Genomic DNA, 23,478 nt, shown 5'->3' with positions numbered 1-23,478 from the left:
TTGGCCTTTTTTATTTTGCATAAAGTTCCTAATATCTTGTATGATTATTCAAACTGTGGTACAATATATCTTTAAATGATAAAAATGGAGTAAACAAATGAATTTTTCTTTCTTGCCCAAATATTGGCCATATTTTAATTACGGAGCTCTCATAACCCTTTTGGTAGCATTATGTGTAGTAATTCTCGGTTCTATTTTAGGTGTTCTTCTTGCCTTTGCCCAACGTAGTCACTTTCGTCCGCTTGCTTGGTTGGCTAAAATCTATGTTTGGATTTTCCGAGGGACACCTATGGTGGTGCAAATCATGATTGCTTTTGCTACTATGCATATTGTAGCCCCAACTTTCAGACTTGGTATTTTAACGGTGGATATGACACGACTGATACCTGGTATTCTCATTATCGGTATGAACTCGGGTGCTTATGTTAGTGAAACCGTACGAGCAGGTATCAACGCCGTGCCAAAGGGTCAGTTGGAAGCAGCTTACTCACTGGGTATTCGACCAAGGGAAGCCATGCGCTATGTCATCATGCCACAGGCCATTAAAAACATCTTACCGGCCTTGGGAAATGAATTTGTGACGATTGTTAAGGATAGTTCCCTCTTATCTACAATAGGTGTCATGGAGCTTTGGAATGGCGCGACAACCGTATCAACGACGACTTACATCACTAAGGAACCTCTTCTCTTTGCGGCAGCCTACTATCTCTTGATGACCAGTATTCTGACGCTTGCTATCCAAACGTATGAGAAAAAATTAAATAAAGGAGGGCGCACGGGTGTCTGAAACAATTATTTCAATTAAAAATCTGCACAAATCTTTTGGAGATAATGAGGTCCTTAAGGGAATCGACCTAGATATTCAACAAGGGGAAGTAGTGGTGATTATCGGTCCTTCAGGATCTGGAAAATCGACTTTTCTACGAGCTATGAATCTCCTAGAAGATCCGACTATGGGTGTAGTAACCTTTGAAGGTGTTGATATTACAGATAAGAAGAATGATATTTTTAAGATGAGAGAGAAGATGGGGATGGTGTTCCAACAGTTTAATCTCTTTCCAAATATGTCTGTCCTAGAGAATATTACTCTTTCTCCTATTAAAACAAAAGGTTTGTCAAAAGCAGAAGCTGAGCAGATTGCCCATAATCTTCTGGAAAAAGTAGGTCTGCCTGAGAAAGCGGGAGATTATCCACAAAGCCTTTCGGGTGGTCAACAGCAACGGATTGCTATTGCACGTGGTTTGGCTATGGATCCAGATGTCCTCCTTTTTGACGAACCAACTTCAGCCCTTGATCCAGAAATGGTCGGTGAGGTATTAGCGGTTATGCAGGATCTTGCAAAATCTGGGATGACTATGGTGATTGTGACGCATGAAATGGGCTTTGCTCGTGAGGTAGCTGACCGAGTGATTTTCATGGATGGTGGTGTCATCGTTGAAGAAGGCAAACCGGAGCAAGTTTTTGAACACACTAGAGAAGCCCGGACCCAGGATTTCTTGAGTAAAGTTTTATAATATCGTCTTTTGAATTAGCTTTTCTACGTTGTCACTATCGGCTTGCCGTACTCCAGTCGGTTCCTACTTCTAAATCTAAATCTAATTCATTTGACTATACTCTCTGAAAATCAATATTAGATGAATTAAAACTCCTTGTCTACCACTAGATATGCCTGTGTCGCTTTTCATCATCCATTTTTGCTTTGCTTTGACTATAAGTCATTAAAGATGGAAACTTCCATCTTTTTTTAATTACCAAATTGTCTGAAAATTATCAGAAATGCAGACTTTTATTGGACTCCCTATCTTGTTTTTGATATACTGAAATTGTCAAAAAACTCTCATATTTTAAAGAAAATAAATACAGTCGAATGAAGAACTTTTGGACGAGGAATTGAGACGCAGTCTGCTCCAACAGTCAGGAGAGTGACAGTTGGAGGCGGGAAATAAGAACTGAGGACAGTCCGTTCACCTTACAGTCTGGGAATAGATTGTTTGAGGTTAGAAATAGAAGGAACTAAGTGTCTTTCAACTAGAGTAGGGCAAGTAGAAACTGACGACGGATTAAGGTTCATTCAAATGACTATAAAAGAAAGGTCTGACCATTATGATATTACTAGAGGCTAGGATTGGGCTTTCATATCGGGTAGCCAGTATTCATTTGCCAGAGGACAGTCAGAGACACTTATCCAATTTGGGGTTAACAGTTGGTAGTGTTATTCAGTTGCTTTCCAAAACGCCGACTACGGCCATTGTCTTAGTAAAATCGAGTCGTCTGGCTTTTGATCAGTCTATTTTAAGCCAGATTGATGTGGTAGAGGATAGTTGGGAGCAAAAGAGTATCCCTTTATCCACTTTGGAAGTTGGACAATTCGCTTATATAGATGGCATTTTTGCTGCTAAGGAAGCCAAGAGACGTCTTATGGACATGGGATTGACACGTCATACCAAAATTTACTTACGAAAGGTAGCTCCTTTGGGAGACCCTCTTGAGATCAGTTTGAGAGGCTATGAATTGACTTTGCGAAAATCAGAAGCACAGTTAATTAGTGTCATAGCGGCTGAAAAAGATGAAAAGGAAGTCGTCAGGAATGGGAATTGAAATTGCCCTAATTGGGAATCCTAACAGTGGGAAAACAACACTTTTTAATCTTTTGACAGGTACCAATCAGCGTGTGGGGAATTGGCCAGGTGTAACCGTCGAGCGTAAGAGCGGTAAGGTGAGAAAGTTGCCTGATGTCACTGTTCAAGATCTTCCAGGGATTTACTCTATGTCGCCTTACAGTCCAGAGGAGAAAGTTGCTCGTGATTACCTTCTCAGTAATCGTGCGGATAGTATTCTTAATCTAGTAGATGCGACCAATCTAGAGCGCAATCTCTATTTGACAACTCAGCTGATGGAGATGGGTATCCCTTTGACCTTGTGTCTGAATATGACCGATGTTTTGGTTAGTCAAGGAAAAACCATCCGTCTGGATAAGCTCTCTTATCTTCTGGGGGTTCCTGTTATGGGAATCAGTGCCTTGAAAAATAGAGGCGTTGATGCAGCTATCAAACAGGCAGCAAAGAATAGGCGACAGACACTTGAGGAGAATTCATTTCCCAGTTATGACAAGAAGTTTGAAGCAGCAATTGCTCAGATTATAGAAGTATTGGGAAATACCGTGCCACAGGTTTCGGCACGTTTTTATGCGATCAGACTGTTTGAACGTGATCTCTTAGTAGAAGCAGAAGTAGACTTATCATCGTTTCAACGTCAAGAGATTGATGAGATCATCCAAATTACAGAGGAAATTTTTACAGAGGATTCAGAATCCATTGTCATCAATCAACGCTATGCTTTTATTGAAGGCATAGCCAAGGAAGTCCAGACAGAGGATACTGATTTTAAACTAAACTTGTCAGATAAAATTGATAAAATTGTAACAAATCGGATCTTAGCCCTACCTATTTTTGCTTTGGTTATGTTTTTGGTCTACTTTCTTTCGATTCAGACGGTAGGAACCATGTGGTCAGATTGGGTCAATGATGTGCTTTTTGGAGACTTGCTTCCTACTTGGGTTCAGTCAATCTTGGATTATTGGCAAGTAGCCAGTTGGATGCAATCCTTGATATTGGATGGTATCCTTGCTGGAATCGGGGCAGTATTGGGTTTTTTACCTCAAATTTTCGTTCTCTTTGTCTGCCTAGGGATCTTAGAAGATACGGGTTATATGAGTCGGATTGCTTTTGTCATGGACCGGTTTTTTAGGAGATTTGGACTGTCTGGGAAATCATTCGTTCCCATGCTCATTGCGACTGGGTGTGGCGTTCCGGCTATTATGGCTAGTCGAACCATCGAAAATGAGCGAGATCGAAAAATCACCATTATGACAGCTACTTTTATGCCCTGCTCAGCTAAATTAGAGATTATCGCCCTGATTGCAGGTGTCTTTTTTCCGCACAATCCTCTGATGGCACCATCCGCTTACTTTCTTGGTATGGTCAGCATTATCTTCTCTGGAATTGCTTTGAAAAAGACACGTTTCCTAGGGGGAGCTAGCAGTCCCTTTATCATGGAATTACCAGCTTATCATCTGCCTAAGATGCTAACGGTTCTGCGCTATGCTTTTAACAAGGCCTTGAGTTTTATGAAGCGTGCGGGAACTGTCATCTTTAGTCTAACAGTCCTGATTTGGTTTTTATCGTCTTATAATTTGCAACTTCGGCCAGTGGAGACGGATGCTAGCATGTTAGCTGGTTTTGGTCAGTCAATCGCCTGGTTCTTTGCACCATTAGGGTTTGACAATTGGAAAGCAACTGTCGCTACGGTGACCGGTTTAGCAGCCAAGGAGACCGTCGTGGCAAGTTTTGGTGTTCTTTACAAAAATACCAGTAGTTCCGGTTTGGCCAATAGTTTATTAGCTGATTATTCAGTCTTAACCGCCTATTCCTTTCTAGCTTTTAACCTGCTTTGTGCTCCTTGTTTTGCAGCAATAGGTGCTATCGGACGAGAAATGAACAATCTCAAGTGGACTTTGGGTGCCATTGGTTTTCAGACCGGTTTGGCTTACCTTGTCAGCCTCATCATTTATCAATTTGGATTGGTCTTCCTCTATGGTCATGAGATTAGCTTGTGGATAGTAATAGCAGGCGGTTTGTTTATCCTGATTGTCTACCTGATTGCACGCAAACCACTTCCCTTAAAGGAAGATATTATCAGTCTCACTAATCTTGGAACAGTTCAGTCTTAGGAGGGCTTTATGGCAACAATTATCTTGATGATACTAATCGGTGTGGGAGTCTTTTTTGGTCTGATAACCTTTGTTAAGGGGAAAGGATCTTGCGGTGACTGTGCTTGCTCTTGTCCCATTAAGGATGAGATGAACAAGCTCCCCAAATGATAAAAAATGACCCTCGCCGAGCAGCTGATTTGGAGAGGGTTTTATAGATTATTTCCGGGAAATCCGTGTTCACAATAGAATGAGAAATGTATAAGGATGCTGTTGATTTCTCTGAGTATGATAAAGGATTTTTGATATGTATATGGAATAATTGGATTTTGAATGATGATCCATCAAAGGCAGAAATGTCCGAACTTTCAGTAGTTGATTGATAGATTATTGGGAATTTATCCCATAATTTAGTATAATAGAGGAAAAGAAGAAGGAGTTTGACATGGCCATTATTGACGGAAAAGCTTTGGCTGCCAAGATGCAGGCAGACCTAGCTAAGAAGACTGCAAAGCTCAAAGAGGAAAGTGGAGTGGTACCTGGACTAGTGGTAATCTTGATTGGAGAAGATGCTGCTAGTCAAGTCTACGTCCGTAACAAGGAGCGCTCAGCTTTAGCAGCAGGCTTTAATAGTCAGGTGATTCGCTTACCAGAGGCAACAAGCCAAGATCAACTCCTCAAACTGATTGAGCAATACAATCAAGATCCAGCGTGGCATGGGATTTTAGTACAATTACCCCTACCAGAACATATTGATGAAGAAAAAGTACTCTTTGCTATTTCACCGGATAAAGATGTGGATGGTTTTCATCCAACCAATATGGGGAAATTTTGGTCAGGCCATCCAGTCATGATTCCATCGACACCAGCAGGTATCATGGAAATGTTCAAAGAATACAAGGTGGATTTGACTGGGAAAAATGCACTGGTCATCGGTCGTTCCAATATTGTTGGAAAGCCTATGGCTCAATTGCTCCTCGATGCCCATGCGACTGTGACCATTGCTCATTCTCGAACGAAAAACTTGGCTGCATTAGCCCATCGAGCAGATGTTTTGGTAGTGGCTATCGGTCGAGGAAACTTTGTTACCAAAGACTTTGTCAAACCAGGTGCGGTTGTTATTGATGTCGGTATGAACCGTGACGAAAATGGAAAGTTGATTGGTGATGTAGCATTTGATGAAGTTGCCCCAGTGGCTAGCTTGATTACGCCCGTTCCAGGTGGTGTGGGACCCATGACCATTACCATGCTGATGGAACAGACTTATGAGGCGGCCCTTCGAAACACTTAGTGAGGAGGAATTCCTATGAAATTTGTCTTTGATATAGACGGAACCCTATGTTTTGATCGCAGGACGATGGATGATGAGATCAAGCAAGTTTTACTCAATGCCGCAGACTACGGTCATGAATTGATTTTTGCAACCTCGCGTTCTTATCGCGATTGTCTCTTTACTCTTGGACCAGAACTGAGTCAAAAGATGGTTGTCGCTCTGAATGGTGGGCTCGTTTACCAAGATGGACAACTGATTTTTGAGAGAACGATGGATCCATCTGCCTACCATCTCTTACTTGATTGGTGCCAAACCTACAATCTCCCCTTCTTTGTAGATAATGCCTTCGATTACAGCGGACAGATCATTGAAAAAATGCCCTTTATCACAAGCGTAGATCCGCTTAATAAGGCCCAGTTTTTAGCTCTAGAGGATCTAAAGAATCCGATAAAAGTGGTTGTCTATATGGGCAATCATGAAAACTTGCTCGAGGAAACCCTGACTCAATTTTCAAAAGAAGAGAGTCTGGATGTTTATTTTGATGACATTGAAAAATGTATCTATCTCAATCCAGCCCACACCCATAAGGCTAGTACCTTAGTTGACCATGTTGGTAATGATGTAGTGGTCTTTGGCAATGACCGCAATGATATTAAGCTTTTCAAAGAGTCGCTCTATGCTGTTCAGGTCGGAGATTTTTCAGTATTAACAGAATTTGCAGACGAACAAATTGAGCTACTAGGAGATTATCCATCTGCTATTGCAGCTAAGATTCTACAAGTTTTTGCTGTTTTTAAGGGAAAATAGAGGCATTCTGATAGCTAGAATAGAAAAAGCGAATGATTTTTTGGTCATTCGCTTTTTTGCACTATGTTTGTGAATGCTCTTTGAAAATGAAAAAGGGATTATTTGGATTAGTTGACTTCGGATTTATATACGACAAATCTTTGGTAGAAGAAACAACTCATTAATACAATAAAGACTGGAATAATGAGTGCTGAACGTCCGATAATCATGGCAGTCTCAGGACTTTGAATCTGGTTGCTGACAAAGCCAGCATAAGAAAGGCCCATTCCCACTCCTAACCCAGCAATAGCATTACTTAGTTTTGCGACTAATAATTTTACAGAAGTCAGGATAGCTACATTATCAAGGCCAGTCTTCTCCTGACTAAACTGAATAGAATGGGCTAGATCAGCTGTTGTAGCAACCATAAACAAGCCAGACCCAATTTGTTTGACACAGGCAGCCACAAACATCCAGAGAAGATTGGATGGGTCAAGACGTCCTAGGACGTAGATGGCTAACATACCAAAGATACTAAATGAAGTTGCTAGATAAAATAGGGTTACTTCGTTGATGTAACGACAGAGCTTTGGATAGATACTGGCTCCAAACATCTGAGCTAAAATCGTAAAAGCATAAATTGAAAAGAAATACTCTTGATTGAGACTGTACTTGAAATAATAAATGTTAAAGGAGTTCATCCACTCAAAGGAGAGTTGAAAGAAAAAGAAGTAAGGTAGATACCTTAAAAAAATACGACTATTCAAAATGGCTTTCAAACAGAGGGAGATACTAGATAGAGGACTCCCTTTACGAGACTTCATTTGCTCATGCCTGATTGTTGGCAAAAGGGGATAAGAAAAGAGCAAAACAAAAATGATAAAGAGAGAAACCAGGTAAGAAAGTTTCAAAAAACCAGCTACTAAGTTTCCTTGACTCAGAAAGTTCAGTAAAGGAAGGGCTAGGCTAAAGCCAATTAGGGCTTAGCTACTGGAAAAGAAAGTAGCTAAGGTGGATAAAGTAATTTTAGACTGGTTTTTTTGAGATAGTTTAGGAAGCATGGACCAGTAACTCACATCCATAAGGGTATGGCTAATTCCAAGCAAGAGATATAAAAGGACTATTAAAGGTACTAGTTGAGCAAAATTGGTATTGGTTCCCAAGGAATAGAGTGTAATAAAAGTCAGAATCGAACCAATGATACCGGCTAAATACCATTTTTTGTAGGCAATAGATAAATAGTCCATAAAGTAAGCAACTACGACATCATCTAAGGCATCGAGTAATCTACCAAAGAAGACAATACTCCCTACAAGCATAGGGGATAGAACCAAGGCATCTGTAAAGTAGAGCATCACTAATCCACCAGAAAAAGCGATCAAAAGGTCCTTGGAGAAACCAAGTAAACCATAGGATAACAATTGTTTTTTAGTCATAAAATTATTTCCTAACAAAATTTTCAAATCTTTAAAATATTATCAGATAAATGATTCTTTGTCTAGACTGTAAAAAAATATTATGATATAGTATTCAAAAAATGTAAGGGATACACCATGAATTCAAAAGAAAGATTACTTGACCTATTTCTTTGCTTGATAAAGCATAAAAAATTACATAAGTCAGATCTGATAGAAAAGTATCAAATTTCAGGACTATCTGTCCAAAGGGATATCAATAGTATTAAGAATGTTTTAAGGGATTTAAATCCTAAGCACTTTGAAGACTCTCCTATACTTAGCATTCCAAAAGGAACTTATTCCTTAAACCCTGAATTTTTATTACATGCAGGACTCTTTAATCTTAGGCAATTAAGCGATACTGAACTACTAGCTATTGCGCAACTAGTAGTCTATAGTAAAGCTTTTACAAAAGAAGAGGTGACACGACTGATCACTGTTCTCAGTCAAGACAATGCCAATCAAGATCTATTAAAAAATGCCCTTTACCACTATTCTGAGAGGTTCACTGATCCAGTTTTAGATAAAATCACAGTAATCACAGAAGCTATCCAAAATGGTGATTATATCTCCTTTGATTATAGTAAAAATTTTAAAACCGAAAAATTTATAAAGAAACCACTGATAGTCTTTTTCAGCGACCTTTATTTCTACGTAGCAACAGACAGTCATGAATCTGAAGATGGTATTCATCTAGAAAACCTCAACAAATTCAGAATCAATAACATGCGAAATCTCCATTCAATTAAAGGAAAACAGCAGTCTATAGACTATGCAAATAGACCTCAACCTGGCTATTTAGCACACTTGACAGGACCTTTTTCCTTTTATGGCAAACCTCTTGAGGTTACCATTGATTTTTACTATGATCCTGTTTATGTGACAGATAGATTTCCTGATCATGAAATTCTCTCACAAAATATTGAAACGGGGATTACACGTATCAAGTTTCGCTCAAATGATGGATACGGCTTAAAAATGTGGCTGATGATGCAAGGAAAGCAATTGAAAGTCATTAAACCACTTCATCTCAAGCAATTTATTTTAGATGAAATCAAGGAAATGCAAACCCACTATCTAGTCGATGATGAAAAATAGTTCTTTGGAAGAGCTATTTTTTTTCTAAAAATTGGTAAGTGTTCATATTTTGAATACTTGATTGTGTATAATGACTCTGTATAGAGAAAATTAGAACGATAGGATGAACATGGAGAATAATAGTTGACTAAAAAGTATGCTATTGTCGGTCACAGACAAGGTTATGTTCGTCAGAAATTCAGTTCAATTTCCGTTGTTCTATTTGTGACAAAAATACAAAAAGGAGATTTATTAAACCATGAAAAAGAAGCACTTTATGCGAAAGAAAATTCTTTCGACTGTAATAGCAGCTACTCTTCTACAACCTATGTCAACAGTTCTTGCAATAAGTGATAGTGATACATCAGATACTGGCGCTTATCAGGCGAATAGAGAGCAAGCAGATACTGCATCAAACACGACGATAGAACCGAATGTTAATTCCACAAGTTCTTTTTCTGATGATACAAGTAACACTAGTGATGCAAATACTCAAGTTGGACAAGACACTTCTGAAGTACCTACTTCTTCAATAGGAGACACAACAACTAGTCACTCTAGCGATGTGAATAGTCAAGTTGGAGAAAGTTCTTCGGAGCTACCTATCTCTTCAGCAGAAGTCACTACAACAAATGAATCTAGTGAAAAGTCTGAAGAATCACTTACTGAATCTAGCTTCCCGCTCTATCGCCTTTACAATCCAGGACTGAAGGTCCACCTCTATACAAAGGACCGTAACGAATACAATACCTTGAGTCAAAGAGGATGGAAACAAGAAAATATCGCTTGGAATTTTAGTCAGACAAATGGTGAGCTTGTTTACCGTTTGTACCACCCAGGACTTAAAGTCCATCTCTATACCAAGGACCGTAATGAATACAATGTTTTAGCAAGCCGAGGATGGAAACAAGAAGGAGAAGCTTTTCGTTCTTTTGGCTCATTGCCAATTTATCGCTTGTACCACACTGGTCTGCAACGTCATCTCTATACAAAAGACAGCCGTGAGTACAGTATCTTGGCAAGCCGCGGATGGAAACAGGAAGGTATTGCCTTTTATGGAATTGGCTCTGCAAGTACAAATCCCCCTGAAGAACCAAATACCCCTCCTATTACGACACCAACGATCACTATTGATAAGTTAGTTGCCAGCCTGACCACACAAGGAATCCAAATCCAACTAACCGCACCAGATAATACTGATTTTTCCAAAGTGAAAATAGCAGTCTGGTCAGAAGCTAACGGACAGGACGATATTCAGTGGTACACTCCTGGACCAGATGGTAAAGTACTAGCAGCTTATAGCAAACACAAAGACTATGAAAAATACCAAATTCATGTTTACTCTTTCGAAACTGGCTCGGCAAGAGGACTCACAACCTCCACTATTGAAGTCCCAAAACCATCAGCAAGTATTTCTGTAAAAAAAGTCGATGCTCTGCGTTACAACGTCCATGTTTCCAGCTTACCAACTTACATCACAGAAGTGAATGTTCCAGTCTGGTCTCAAAGAAATGGACAGGATGATATCAAGTGGTGGCCAGCAAAAAAACAAGCTGATGGAAGCTATGTCGCTACAGTTTCCGTTGCAGACCATAATCTGGAGTCTGGAAGTTACTCAGCTCATGTCTATGGAAATAGTTTGGTTGGTAATAACAAACAAGTGGCTCTTGCGGCAACTAACTTCACCGTTAATGAGACACCAAGTTCAACTGGTGAATTGTCCATCTCTGCAGTTAATCATAGTGATTATACCTTTACGGCACATTTAAAAAACGTGGCTGCAAAAGACGGTGTTAAGTCGATCAAAATCGCGGTTTGGACAGATGAAAAAGGACAGGATGATATTGAGTGGCTGACAACATTTAGAAACCCAGATGGAAGTTACTCAGCCATTACCAGACTCTCTAGCCACTCCTACGCAAATGGACTCTACCATGTCCATGCTTATATCGAAACAAACAAGGGACAAACAATAGGCATTGCTAGTAAAAAAAACAACTGTCGCTATCAAAGCTCCTCGTTCTGTCATTCAAGGAGAACTAAACCAAATCCTGGCAAGTTACCATAGCATCTTTAACTCTATAGGGGGAAACAAAAGTTTTTACGTAACTTCAAGTGATGGAACTGAGTTTGTTGCCGTAAATGCGGATGGTGCCCAACGCTCTGCATCAACAATTAAACTCTTCATTCAAGCAGCAGCCTATCAAAAAGTTGCTCGTGGTGAATTGAACATGAATGCAAACTATACCGTTAAAGCAACTGATCTCGTTCCTGCCTCTCCTATATTAGATGGTAAGGCCGGCTCTACCTATAGCCTCAATGAGATTGCACGGTTCATGGTTCAGTATTCTGATAACTCTGCCACTAATATTATCATTGATAGAATTGGTGGAATCCAGGCAGTCAATAACGAAATCAGGAGAATGGGATACACAAATACGACTCTTAATCGTTATATGCGTATCCAATCTCAAATTGATGCCGGTTTAGAAAACTATATCAATGCCCAAGAAGCAAGTGACCTTTTAAAAAACATCTATAACAATACTCTCCAAAATAATAATTCGGAGGTATTGATGCTCAATCAATTGTCTAACAACTACTATAACTGGTGGTTAACCGCAAACCTATCGACAAGCGCAAGCACTTGGGACAAGCCTGGTAATGACCCTCGCTTCGGTGTTGAAAATGACATAGCCGTTATAAGAGTCAATGGACGTGCATACGTCGTGGGACTCCTCACACAACACACAGGATCAAATGGACTAAGCTACACTTCTAAATTTGCTCAGTTAGGAGCTGCCATTGCAGCCATTATGCGCCAACGTTGATTGAGAAAGTAAGAGAAAAAATCTAGTTAGTACAAAAACCATAGGTTTCACATTTACTAAAAGAATACTTAAGAAGAGGCTGGGGAGAATTCGAATCCCAGCCTCTTCTTTGGAAATGAAATGATAGAGCATGCATTATTAATCTGAGAGTGTACATTTCACAAGACGGCAATTTCTAAAAATTGGTAAGTGTTCATATTTTGAACACTTGATTGTGTATAATGATTATGTATAAAGAAAAGGAGCCCATATGAAAAAGAAATTACCTTATCTGACAATGGCCATACTGTCTGGTATGTTGTTTAGTCAGTCCTTGTCTCTGGTTGTTAGGGCAGAGAATAATCAAGAGAACCGTCCACAGTCTATTCTTGCTGCTGATGCTGAGGAGGCACAAGCGGAAACAGCTAATGGAGATCCTAGGCAACCACTCTATCGCCTCTATCATCCGGGTCTACAAGCTCATCTCTATACTAAGGATAAGAATGAATATAACATCTTAGCCGGACGCGGGTGGAATCAAGAAGGAGTGGCTTTCCAGACAAATACTTCGATAGGAAAGCCGGTTTATCGCATGTACCATCCGGGACTTAGGGTTCATCTCTATACACAGGACAAAAATGAATACTCTGTCCTAGCGACAAGAGGTTGGAATCAAGAAGGAGAGGCTTATAAATCCTATGGAACGGTTCCTATCTACCGCCTCTACCATCCGGGGATAAAAAAACACCTTTATACAAAAGATGCCAATGAGTACAATACTCTAGGTAGAAAGGGGTGGAACAAAGAAGGTGTAGCATTCATGGCCATGAATGATGGTTGGCCAATTCAATCCCCAGCTCCAGAACCAACTCCACTAGACCAACTTAAGGCAAAAGAGGCAGCAGCTCTCAAAGATCTTCAAAAAGCAAAAGAGGCTTTAGCTCAAGCAAAACTAGTAGAGTCTAGGGCACAGTCTGCTATTTCAGCTGCTAAGCAAGCTGATGCGCAAAAGGCCAATCAAATTAATAGTCTCACTAGAGCAGTTCAGACAAAAACTGCCGAAGTCTCTGCTGCCCAACAAAAAGTTAATGCTAATCAGGCAAAGGTACAAACTGCTGAAAAAGCTGTGACAGATGCAACGGCTACTTTAACCGCTTTGCAAACACCGAAAACTTCGCCAGTTGCAGCTCAAATCGCTACGTTGCAAACGCTGAACAACGCAGCAACAACAAACATCGTCTCATGGGATGTGCCAAAGGACTTTGCTCGCTTCATGTTTGGAGACGACTTAAAGATGTACGGCTCTGCCCAAACTACTTTGTCACAGAATTATGCTCAAGAGCAAAACCTTTATCGTCAATACATCAATGCTTTCTATAATGCGGGCATAAACGCTGATGAGCAAAACTACAAGATCAATCTTGCTAACATCTCTGATGACGAACTGATCGTGCTTGCTCAATACTCAGCAAACGTCATCAACATGTTCCGTACACAAACGCAGAAGCAGCTTGACGCAGCAGGCTCTGATATCAAGATTCCTCTTGTGCAGGTCACAGTTGAAAGTCTAGCAGGTGCTCGCCAATACATGAACTGGCTCGCTAAAAACTATCCAGGCGGCTACACTGGACACGTAGTGCAACAAGCCGTTGCTTCATCTGACTTGCAAGGCACTTTCATTCAGAAAGCTCAGGAAGAAGATGTAGTGACGTATTTCTATCGTGACAAGTCGATGAGCTTGTCTGACGTGAAAATTATGATCACTGAGGGCATCACTAGCATGTTGTTTGATGACGCTGATTCAGGCTGGGGTCATACAGCATCGATCATCAAATCAGGCGCAAAGTTTGGTGCTAGCGGTCTGCACAATATGATGTTTTCTACATTATATACTAGTGATGGCAATGTCAAAATTGTGTATAATTTTACGACGCCTGACCAGTCTAACAACAAGCCAGTAGCAATGAATCTCGACGCCAAAATCGCTGACTTGCAATCTAAAGCAACTTCAACTGTTTCAACTGTCGATCAAGCTGCTGTAGCGGCTGCTCAATCAAAACTTGATGAGGCTAAAACGAACTTGCAAAAAGTGCTTGCCGACAAAGACGCTAGTGTCGCAACTTATAACGCCGCTCAAGCCTCTCTTAAAGCAACAACGGATCAACTCAATGCTTTGAAAGCAACACCAAATAAAACGCCTGCAGCTGAAAGCGTATATACAAAAGCTATTGCTGACCGGAAAACTGCCGAAACAAATCTTACAAACGCACAAAAAGCATATACTACCGCACAAGCTGCATTAAAAGCAGCCCTTAATAAATAAAAGGATATTCCTAACTCGATTAAGAGAGGAATCTTTATAAGTTCTCTCTTTTTGGAGGGAGGATTTGTAGAAAAATAAACATCTTTTAGAAGAATCAGTTTCTTAAGGATAATAAAATTTCCATTTTTTTAAAACCTCATCTAGCAAACTGTCTGCTAGATGACTTGCTATCTTTACTTGGGTGATATTCACTCAAGATTAACTTGAAAGGAGTTCGACACGATGGAAGAATCAAGAAGAACAAAACAAACAATCACTAAGCAATGGTTTACTGTTGGGATGACAACAGCGGCTCTATTTGGAGCACTCGCCTTTAGCCACTTAGCCTTAGCCAATACAGATACAACGACTGAAGCTCTATCCGAGGCAGTAAATGAGTCAGCTATGACTACGCAATATTTAGGAGATGCCCTCTATATTCCAGAAAACACTATTGGCAATGCCTCACAAGGTCAGATTGTGGGCTTTATTGATAGCAATGGCCAACTACATGATGCTTCTGGGAAGGTTTCACAAGACTATGAATTAGGTCTTTGGGTTGCAGGTAGTGCTAGAGTCACAAGGCATCCAAAATTTTCTATTGACAAGAACTATCAAATCGTAGATAAAGAAACCGGCCAAGTAAAGGGAAACTTAACCGACTATGTTCGCTATCGTATTAGCAATACTGGTGGTGCAATGGATAATTTAATCACTATTTCAACGACTTTGGATAAGCTGATATATTATGGTTCAGTTTACAAAGCATGGAGTGCACCGGGAGATGTTGCTCCTAGTAATCTACCTATCTCGGATTCAGCCAAACGGGAAGAAGATAGCTTTTTGGCATCTACATCTCCAGGAGAATATGGCCTACTCTTAAAATCAGCAAATTTCAAGACCAAAGAATCTTTGGATCGCTTTCGAAAGGAAGTTGCGGATCTTGCAAGAAAGGCAGGCCTCTTTAATGGCGAACAGATCTTCTATGACTCCGCAGGAATCCGTCAGGCGATGACGAATTTAGGATACGATGAGAAGTTATACAAAATCGAAGAAAGTCCAGCATCCTATCGCTTTACCCTATCATTTTATGGAGGAACTCAAGGAGGTGCAGTATTTTTCAATCGATATAAGAGCATAGAAGAATGGGCCAATAAGGAGGGTAAAGACTTATTGGCAAGAGCCAATGCCGCCGCAGCAGCATCTTGGGGAGTAGTAGTCCCTAGGTCAGAATTAAAAGATGTTTATCGTCTCTACCATCCAGGACTTCAGGTTCATCTATACAGTGCAGATAGCAATGAACGAAATGTCTTGCGTGCAAATGGTTGGCAGTACGAAGGGGTCGCTTGGAAGACAGAGTCCCAGCAGGGAGATCCCGTCTATCGCCTTTACCATCCAGGAATGAGATACCACTTGTATACCAAAGATGCCAATGAGTATCAAGTTCTTGCCTCACGTGGATGGAAACAAGAGGGAATCGCCTACCGTTCCTCCGGCCCTGTAAGAGTCTACCGCCTCTATCACCCAGCTATTCGCAAACACCTCTATACTAGAGATGCAAATGAGCGCTCTATCCTTTCTAACCGAGGTTGGAAAGATGAAGGTGTTTCTTGGAATAGCCAATAAAAAGCTCTTTTTGAAAGAAGTATGGCCTAACAAATTTAATCATTTTAAAGTTGTTATGCTTTTTTTCCAAAGGAATCGAGATGATTCTAGAGAGGTTAAATCTGGAAGAGACAAGGAAGAGATAGCCATCACCTGGAGCATCTTTATAACCTAACTTTCAGGGGCTTCTCTTTCTTATTTTCGTTTTCTGCAGGAAGAGAATCGTATCATGAAAAGATAATAAAAGGAGGCTGGGCAAAAAGTAGCTTCAGAATAGAAAAAACGAGCATTTCCGCAGTTGGAGATGCTCGTTTCCCTATGTCATGGTTTATAATTATAATAACGACAAAACAACTAGAAAGCCATGATCATGTATAAAGAGTATAACACAAATCAACTCAGTTTGGAACTAAATCTTGCCTACGATATTCCTATGAATCACGAGGTTAGATTGATCAGTCTTTTTGTGGACAGTATCCCTAATCATGTTTTATTGGAAGATAAATCACACACTGGCCGTCCTGCCTTCCATCCGGCTATGCTCATGAAGATGACGCTCTTCGCCTACGCTCGTCAGGTCTTTTCTGGTCGCAAAATGGTTCAGATGAATGAGGAAGTCATTCCCATGAAATGGTTGAGCCAGGATACTTACGTCAGCTACAAAACCATCAATAATTTTCGTTCCAGTAAGCATGCCAACAACCTGATTAAGACTGCCTTTATTTACTTCACCCTCCTCATGCGTGAAAATGGCATGATTGAAGACGAGGCTCTCTTTATCGATGGCACCAAGCTAGAAGCTGATGCTAATCTCTACTCTTTCACTTGGAAAAGAGCTGTTGATAAATATGAAGATGCCCTAAATGGGAAAATCTCAGAACTCTATGACCAGCTGGTTCAAGAGGGGGTAAACCTAGCTCTGTCTAAAGAAGAATGCGAAACCAGCCAAGGTTTGGAAGAATTGCTTGAAAAAACTGCGGAAGCCTTAGCTGAAGTTGAGAAGGCTATTTCTGAGGAACCCAAAGTTATCAAGGGTGGTTCTATTAATAAACAGAAACGACGTCGCATCAAGAAACTGCGCAACCAGTTGAGAAGAGATTACATTCCTCGTAAACAGCGCTATGAGGAGGCTAGAGAGATTCTAGAAGAGCGTAACTCTTTCTCCAAAACGGACCATGATGCCACCTTTATGCGAATGAAAGAAGACCATATGATGAATGGCCAGCTCAAACCTGGCTATAATGTTCAAGCTGCCACCAATGGTCAATATGTACTTGCCTACGATATTTTTTCAAATCCAACGGACACCAGAACTCTAAAACCCTTTCTCCAATCGATTCAAACCTTAGACTTGTTCCAAAATATTGTCGCCGATGCCGGTTATGGCAGTGAGGAGAATTATAGTTTTATCATTGATGAGTTGGAGAAGACCCCTCTGATTCCCTATGGTATGTACCAGAAGGAATTGACGAAGAAATATAAGAACAGTCCTACTAATCCAAATAATTGGGACTACCTTGAAGAGACAGATCAGTTTATTAAACCAGACGGAGTTGTTTATTCCTTTAAGAATTACTCTCGTCGAACTGACAAGTACGGATTTAAACGTGACTTTAAAATCTATGAGGCGGATAACATACAAGGCACAGAAGAGTTAGAAAAACTTTCCAAAACAGAAAGTGGTCGCCAGAAACAAATCCATTACAATCCAACTTGGAATTACTTTAAAGAACTCATCAAGGAAGAATTACATAGCGAAGAAGGCTCTCGAATCTATGCCAAACGGAAAATCGATGTTGAACCCGTTTTTGGCCGATTAAAGAGTGTTTTTGGCGTGCGCAGGGTTCATGTCAGAGGCAATCGAGCCGTCCAAACGGAGGTTGGATTCCTCTTCATGAGTATGAATCTCACGAAATTGGCCAAGAATCTAGCCTCTAAAACTTCACATACTCAAAAACCACACAGTGATTTTTTCATCTTGATTGTTTTCAAGACAGAAATCACCGTGTGGTTTTATTTGAAGCTACTTTTTGCCCAGCCTCTTCTTCTGTATTCAACTTTTACTATAGAAGAAAATCAAATAGATGAGGCAAAGTAATGCAGGCATACCGAGTGGTGGGCAAGGTGCTCAACAAAAAGTCAACGGTGCATGTTCAAAGAGGAGGAGTCCTTCAGTTCTTCTAGCGACCAACCTCAGTGAGTACAACAGTCTTTTTCCTACACTCTGTTTGATTCAACCCTCTTTAAGCCCCTAAAACTTTAAAAAGGATATTCGCCATTTCAATAGGGCTTTCAGACAGGCCTGATTCAATCCATAGGAGGACCACGCCAGTCAGGCTACTGACCATGGCTTCTCGAGCGTACTGTTCTGGAATTTTGTAGGTCTCATGGACCAAGGTTTGAAATTCTGGAGATTGATCAATCTGTTGGCGAATCAAATCTTTGATGAAAGAAGACATGTTAAAATAGGTTGATTTGCTGATTGCTCTGATAAAAGATTTATTCTCATAAACATAAGTCAGAGCTTGGAGGATAATTTCATAAGGATTTAAATAGGAATTTTCAATAAATTGCTGAAAAATAGTTTTCATATCCAACATCATTTGGTCAGCCATATCGTACTTATCGAGATAATGCAGATAGAAAGTTCCGCGATTGATACCAGCGAGTCGTGTTATATGAGAGACTGAAATCTCCTCAAAGTTTTTTTCTTCTAGTAAGGATACTAGGGCTTCTTTGATGGCAGCTTTCGTATCTGTTTTTCTTATTTGCGCCATGTTGTTCCTCTCAGCATTCTGTTTTTGCTGCCTTATGTTGTATCCGTTCTGCCTGTTCTCTTTCTTAAATCAACAGATTCAGAATTTTTGACCATTGCATTCAGTTTTGTTTCTAGTTATAATAGAGTTATTAAATCAACACGTTGTTCATTTAATCTCAGTTTAACATGATTTAGACAGGGAGTCAAGTGTGATTTGTTTTGAAAGAGAGGGAAGAGAATGGCCTATATAGAGGTAAAGAATTCATACAAACGCTATCAAGTAGGGGATACTGAAATTATCGCCAACAGAGATGTCAATTTTGAAATCAATAAGGGCGAACTGGTGATTATTTTAGGCTCTTCAGGTGCTGGAAAATCAACAGTCTTGAATATCTTAGGAGGTATGGACACCAATGATCAGGGACAGGTCATCATAGATGGTGTGGATATTGCTCAATTTTCATCCCATCAACGGACCAATTACCGACGAGATGATGTTGGATTCGTTTTTCAATTTTATAACTTAGTGTCCAATTTAACAGCCAAGGAAAATGTAGAGCTGGCTTCAGAAATTGTAAAGGATGCTATGGATCCACTTCAAATCTTAAGAGAGGTTGGCTTGCAGGATCGGATAAATAACTTTCCGGCCCAACTTTCTGGTGGAGAACAGCAACGGGTTTCCATTGCGCGGGCAGTAGCTAAAAATCCTAAGATTTTGCTTTGTGATGAACCGACTGGAGCCCTTGACTATGAAACTGGCAAGCAGGTTTTGCAGATTTTACAGGATATGTGCCGTAAGAAGGGGGCAACAGTGATTATTGTTACCCACAATACAGCTCTAGCTCCCATCGCAGATCGGGTCATTCATATGAGAGACGCCAGCGTTAAGTCTATAAAGGTGAATCCAAGTCCTCAAAATATTGCTACTTTGGAATATTAGGAGGTGTCTATGTCTTATAAAACGTATTGGAAGGATGTTTTTCAGTCCTTCAAAAAATCAAAGGGTCGTTTTTTATCCATTATGAGTTTGATGGGGCTAGGAGCCTTTGCCTTAATCGGTTTAAGAGTGACGGCGCCTAATATGGAGAAGACAGCCCAGTCCTATCAAAATGAGGCTCAAACCATGGATGTAGCAGTCATGGCTGACTATGGTCTGAGTCAGGAAGATCAGACAGAACTGAAAAATATAGCAGATAGCCAAGTAGAGTTCGGCTATTTGGTAGATGTTAGCATTGAAAATAGTCAAAAGGCTGTGAGAATTTTCTCTCAACCTTCTGATATCTCTCTTTCCCAGTTAGTCTCAGGTCACTTTCCCAGCCAGACGGATGAAATCGCACTGGGGGATAACTTCCAATCAGATTACACAATTGGGGATCGGATTACTTTTTTTGAATCTGGAAGTGGACATAAGGTCTTAAAGTCGCAAACTTTCACCATTACAGGCTTTGTAAAGTCGGCTGAAATCTGGTCCAACATCAATATGGGTCCATCCTCTGCAGGGGCAGGGACTTTGAATGGGTATGCCTTGGTAGCAGAGGGGGCTTTTGATAGCGATGTCTATATGATTGCTCGCCTGCGTTATGATGATTTAAAATCGCTTCCCTATTATGACAAAGGTTATGAAAAGAAAGTAGCAGCCCATCAAGCAAGATTGGATGCTCTTCTGAAAGATAATGGGGCGCAGAGACTCAGTGCTTTAAAAGGTCAATCTCAAGAAAAACTGGATGATGGTTATGCAGAGATTGCGGATGCAGAAGCAAAACTGAAAGATGGGGAGAATCAGCTCCAGAAAGCTGAGGATGATTTGACAGCAGGTCAAGATCAACTGATTGCTGGACAAGCTGAATTAGCTGCCAATCAAGCCAAGTTAGCAGAGGCTGAAAGCCAACTAAAGGCAGGTCAAGCTGAACTTGCTCAGAGAGAGGCTCAACTCGCAGCTGCTAAGGAACAATTGGCAACTGCGAAAAGTCAGTTAGATCAAAGCAAAGCTCAATTAGATCAAGCTGCTAAACAAATTCAGGCAGCCCAAGCAGAGCTTGATGCAAGCAAGGCAAAATTAGATGAAGGTCAGGCGCAAGTAACGGCTGGTTATGCCTCTCTTATTCAAGGAAAAGAACAATTACAAGCCCAAAAAAATCAACTTTTGGCTCAAGGAATTGACCCTGAGACAGTCCCAGAAATTCTGGCTACAGAGGAAAAAATAAAGCAGCAGGAAGAGGCTCTTTCGCAGGCTCAATCCCAATTAGCTGTTGGAGAAGTTACGTATGAGGCGGGCAAAACTGAATTGGAAAAGCAACGTTCACACTATGAACAAGGTCTCCAGCAGTACCAAGAGGGCCTGACAGTCTATGAGGCTAATCAAACGCAGTATCAATCTGGCTTGGCCCAGTTACAAACAGGTCAGGCTCAACTGCAAGCATCAGAAGCTGAATACCAGGCTGGTCTTTCTCGCTTGCAGGAGGGTCAGGCTGAATTGGCTAGGAATCAAGACAAACTGACAGACGCTCAGAAGCAATTAGAACAATCTCGGGAGGACTTTTCCAAGGAATCAGAAAGTGCCAAACAGGAGATTTCTTCTGCTAAAGAGGACTTGTTAAAGGGTGAAAAAGACCTTTCTCAGTTAAAGGAGCCCAGTTACAGAACCTATAGTCGTAAAAGTTTGCCAGGGAGCGAAGGCTATAATGTTTACTTAAATTCAACCAACTCCATTGCTGCAGTCAGCAATATTTTCCCGGTTGTCTTTTACTTGGTTGCTGCCATGGTAACCTTTACTACCATGACCCGCTTTGTCGATGAAGAGCGGACCAATGCAGGAATCTTCAAGGCCTTGGGCTATACTAATTTCCAAATCATTTCTAAATTTGTCATTTATGGTCTGGTCACTGGTCTGATCGGAACACTGATTGGTATTTTAGGGGGGAATTATCTTTTGTCGCCAATGATTTCGGACCTGATTACAGCAGATACGGTCATTGGTAGAGCCAATCTCTATGACTATCCAGCCTATATTCTACTGGCTGTTGGTCTATCGCTTCTATCTGCCGTCTTACCAGCCTTTCTTGTTGCCAGGAGAGAATTGTCAGAAGAAGCTGCACAGCTCCTCTTGCCCAAGCCGCCTGTATCTGGCTCGAGCATTCTTTTAGAAAAAGCTAGCTTTATTTGGAAAAGACTGAGCTTTACTCAAAAAGTAACCGCACGAAATATTTTCCGCTACAAACAACGGATGTTGATGACTATTTTTGGAGTCGCTGGCTCGGTCGCTCTCTTGGTGGGTGGTCTGGGTATTCGTTCTTCTTTATCTGGTGTTGCCAGTCGGCAATTTGATGAGCTACTGCATTACGACATGCTCGTGGTTGATAATAATGATGCCAGTCAGACAGAAAAAGAGGACTTGCTGAACTATCTCTCGTCAGATCAAGTTTCACATAGTCAAGCTATTCACTATGAACGGATAGAAAAAAACATTGCTGGTAATCAAGAGACGATTTCACTCTTGATTGCTGACAAAGACTTGGATTCCTTTATTAAATTGACCAATCGACAGACGGGGCAACAGTTGGCCTTGCCTGACGATGGACTGATTCTTACGGAAAAATTAGCCAAACTTTTAAAGGTATCTGTTGGAGATTCAGTCAGCTTTACCATCAAGGACAAGCCAGTATCCGGAAAAGTTTCTGGGATTTCGGAGATGTATGCGGGGCATTCGATTTATATGAGCAAGGTCTACTATGAAGAATTGCTCGGTCAAAACTATCAGTCCAATGCCCATCTAATTGGCCTCAAGGATGCAAGTCAAGCTGGAATAGAAATGTCAGCCAGTCATCTACTCAGTCAAGCTGCTGTTGATGCGGTTGTTCAAAATCTTTCGGTCATCAATCAGGTCAATACGATTGTCACATCTTTGGAGGCCATTATGATTATTCTTGTGGTAGTCGCGGTCTTATTGGCCATTGTCATTTTATATAATTTGACTAATATCAATGTGGCGGAAAGAATTAGAGAACTGTCCACCATCAAGGTCTTAGGCTTTCATAGTAAGGAAGTAACCCTCTATATCTACAGAGAAACCGTCCTTTTATCAGTTCTTGGCATTGTGACAGGCCTCATTGCAGGACATTTCCTCCACCAACTCCTCATTGAACTGATAGCACCTCATAGCATGATGTTTAATCCAAATGCCACTTTAGAAGTTTATCTTATTCCCATCTTTGCGATTAGCATCATTTTAACTATTTTAGGAGTGCTAGTGAATCGTAGATTGAAGCGAGTGGATATGTTAGAAGCACTCAAATCGGTAGAATGATAAAAAGAGCACATATCTTAGACTGTAACGAGAGATGCGATAAACGAATAGTTTTGGATGTACCAATATGAACTCTTTCACATATGGTTGCTGTTTTCAAAATCAGCCTTGAGACGGATGTGGTCGATGCTTGTATAAGGTATACTATAGTCAATCCTAAATATTTTTCATAATCTCCTGAAAACACTGGCCTTGTGGCTGGTGTTTTCTTTTTTCTTAAAGCAGGAAACTATAAATCAGCCCTGAGACGGATGCCATATAACCTTAATCAGGGTATACTAATATCAATCCTAAATAGTTTCATAATCTCCTGAAAACACTGGCCTTGTGGCTGGTGTTTTCTCTTGTCTTAAAGCAGGAAACTATAAATCAGCCCTAGGACCGATGTGACATAACTCG

The 23,478-nt window shown here is 40.7% G+C and carries 15 protein-coding genes and 2 pseudogenes; 15 read left to right on the top strand and 2 right to left on the bottom strand.

What is annotated here, in order from left to right; all coding sequences use genetic code 11:
* Positions 1–97: 97 nt before the first annotated feature.
* The 7 genes from BN1356_RS07820 to BN1356_RS07790 all read left to right on the top strand — a co-directional run bounded on the left by BN1356_RS07820 (position 98) and on the right by BN1356_RS07790 (position 6,788).
* Complete coding sequence (locus BN1356_RS07820; protein WP_093650839.1) at positions 98–787, top strand: amino acid ABC transporter permease; 690 nt, start codon at positions 98–100, stop codon at positions 785–787.
* Positions 780–1,514 (top strand): amino acid ABC transporter ATP-binding protein, encoded by a 735-nt coding sequence (locus tag BN1356_RS07815; RefSeq protein ID WP_093650838.1) that lies wholly within the window; start codon positions 780–782, stop codon positions 1,512–1,514. Before BN1356_RS07820 ends, BN1356_RS07815 begins: the two co-directional genes overlap by 8 nt.
* Positions 1,515–2,103: 589 nt before the next feature.
* Positions 2,104–2,598, top strand: coding sequence for a FeoA family protein (locus BN1356_RS07810; RefSeq protein WP_093650837.1), 495 nt, complete (start codon positions 2,104–2,106; stop codon positions 2,596–2,598).
* Positions 2,588–4,729, top strand: coding sequence for a ferrous iron transport protein B (gene feoB / locus BN1356_RS07805; protein WP_093650836.1), 2,142 nt, complete (start codon positions 2,588–2,590; stop codon positions 4,727–4,729). Before BN1356_RS07810 ends, feoB begins: the two co-directional genes overlap by 11 nt.
* Before the next feature lie 9 nt (positions 4,730–4,738).
* A complete protein-coding gene (locus BN1356_RS07800; RefSeq protein ID WP_093650835.1) occupies positions 4,739–4,879 on the top strand; it encodes a FeoB-associated Cys-rich membrane protein in 141 nt (46 codons plus the stop codon).
* A 274-nt stretch (positions 4,880–5,153) separates the two neighbouring features.
* Positions 5,154–5,999 (top strand): bifunctional methylenetetrahydrofolate dehydrogenase/methenyltetrahydrofolate cyclohydrolase, encoded by an 846-nt coding sequence (locus tag BN1356_RS07795; protein ID WP_093650834.1) that lies wholly within the window; start codon positions 5,154–5,156, stop codon positions 5,997–5,999.
* A 15-nt stretch (positions 6,000–6,014) separates the two neighbouring features.
* Positions 6,015–6,788 (top strand): HAD hydrolase family protein, encoded by a 774-nt coding sequence (locus tag BN1356_RS07790; protein ID WP_093650833.1) that lies wholly within the window; start codon positions 6,015–6,017, stop codon positions 6,786–6,788.
* 107 nt (positions 6,789–6,895) lie between these two features.
* Here the strand turns inward: BN1356_RS07790 and BN1356_RS07785 are convergent.
* Positions 6,896–8,122 (bottom strand): annotated as a pseudogene (locus BN1356_RS07785) (MFS transporter).
* Between the two features lie 198 nt (positions 8,123–8,320).
* Here BN1356_RS07785 and BN1356_RS07775 point away from each other — a divergent pair.
* The 6 genes and pseudogenes from BN1356_RS07775 to BN1356_RS07745 all read left to right on the top strand — a co-directional run bounded on the left by BN1356_RS07775 (position 8,321) and on the right by BN1356_RS07745 (position 18,106).
* Entirely contained in the window at positions 8,321–9,322 is a 1,002-nt protein-coding gene (locus BN1356_RS07775) for a helix-turn-helix transcriptional regulator (protein WP_093650830.1), read from the top strand.
* Between the two features lie 256 nt (positions 9,323–9,578).
* Positions 9,579–11,369: a GBS Bsp-like repeat-containing protein gene (locus BN1356_RS07770; RefSeq protein ID WP_141651835.1), complete on the top strand. Its 1,791-nt coding sequence runs from the start codon at positions 9,579–9,581 to the stop codon at positions 11,367–11,369.
* A complete protein-coding gene (locus BN1356_RS07765) occupies positions 11,281–12,132 on the top strand; it encodes a serine hydrolase (RefSeq protein ID WP_245620323.1) in 852 nt (283 codons plus the stop codon). The genes BN1356_RS07770 and BN1356_RS07765 overlap by 89 nt, the downstream gene beginning before the upstream one ends.
* A 250-nt stretch (positions 12,133–12,382) precedes the next feature.
* On the top strand, positions 12,383–14,434 hold the full coding sequence (locus BN1356_RS07760; protein WP_093650828.1) for an SEC10/PgrA surface exclusion domain-containing protein: 2,052 nt from the start codon (positions 12,383–12,385) through the stop codon (positions 14,432–14,434).
* Positions 14,435–14,656: 222 nt separating this feature from the next.
* A complete protein-coding gene (locus BN1356_RS07755; RefSeq protein WP_093650827.1) occupies positions 14,657–16,039 on the top strand; it encodes a hypothetical protein in 1,383 nt (460 codons plus the stop codon).
* 349 nt (positions 16,040–16,388) lie between these two features.
* Positions 16,389–18,106: pseudogene (locus BN1356_RS07745) on the top strand (IS1182 family transposase).
* Between the two features lie 155 nt (positions 18,107–18,261).
* Here BN1356_RS07745 and BN1356_RS07740 read toward each other — a convergent pair.
* Complete coding sequence (locus BN1356_RS07740) at positions 18,262–18,795, bottom strand: TetR/AcrR family transcriptional regulator (protein ID WP_093650824.1); 534 nt, start codon at positions 18,793–18,795, stop codon at positions 18,262–18,264.
* A 219-nt stretch (positions 18,796–19,014) separates the two neighbouring features.
* Here BN1356_RS07740 and BN1356_RS07735 point away from each other — a divergent pair, with 219 nt between their 5' ends.
* On the top strand, positions 19,015–19,716 hold the full coding sequence (locus BN1356_RS07735) for an ABC transporter ATP-binding protein (protein ID WP_093650823.1): 702 nt from the start codon (positions 19,015–19,017) through the stop codon (positions 19,714–19,716).
* A gap of 9 nt (positions 19,717–19,725) precedes the next feature.
* Positions 19,726–23,079, top strand: a complete 3,354-nt coding sequence (locus BN1356_RS07730) for an FtsX-like permease family protein (protein ID WP_093650822.1) — start codon at positions 19,726–19,728, stop codon at positions 23,077–23,079.
* Positions 23,080–23,478 lie beyond the last annotated feature (399 nt).

Origin of the sequence: Streptococcus varani, assembly GCF_001375655.1 — a bacterium.
In the GTDB taxonomy this organism is placed as follows: Bacteria; Bacillota; Bacilli; order Lactobacillales; family Streptococcaceae; genus Streptococcus; species Streptococcus varani.
The sequence above is the reverse complement of the archived record's forward strand: the minus strand, read 5'-3'. Positions and strand labels throughout refer to the sequence as shown.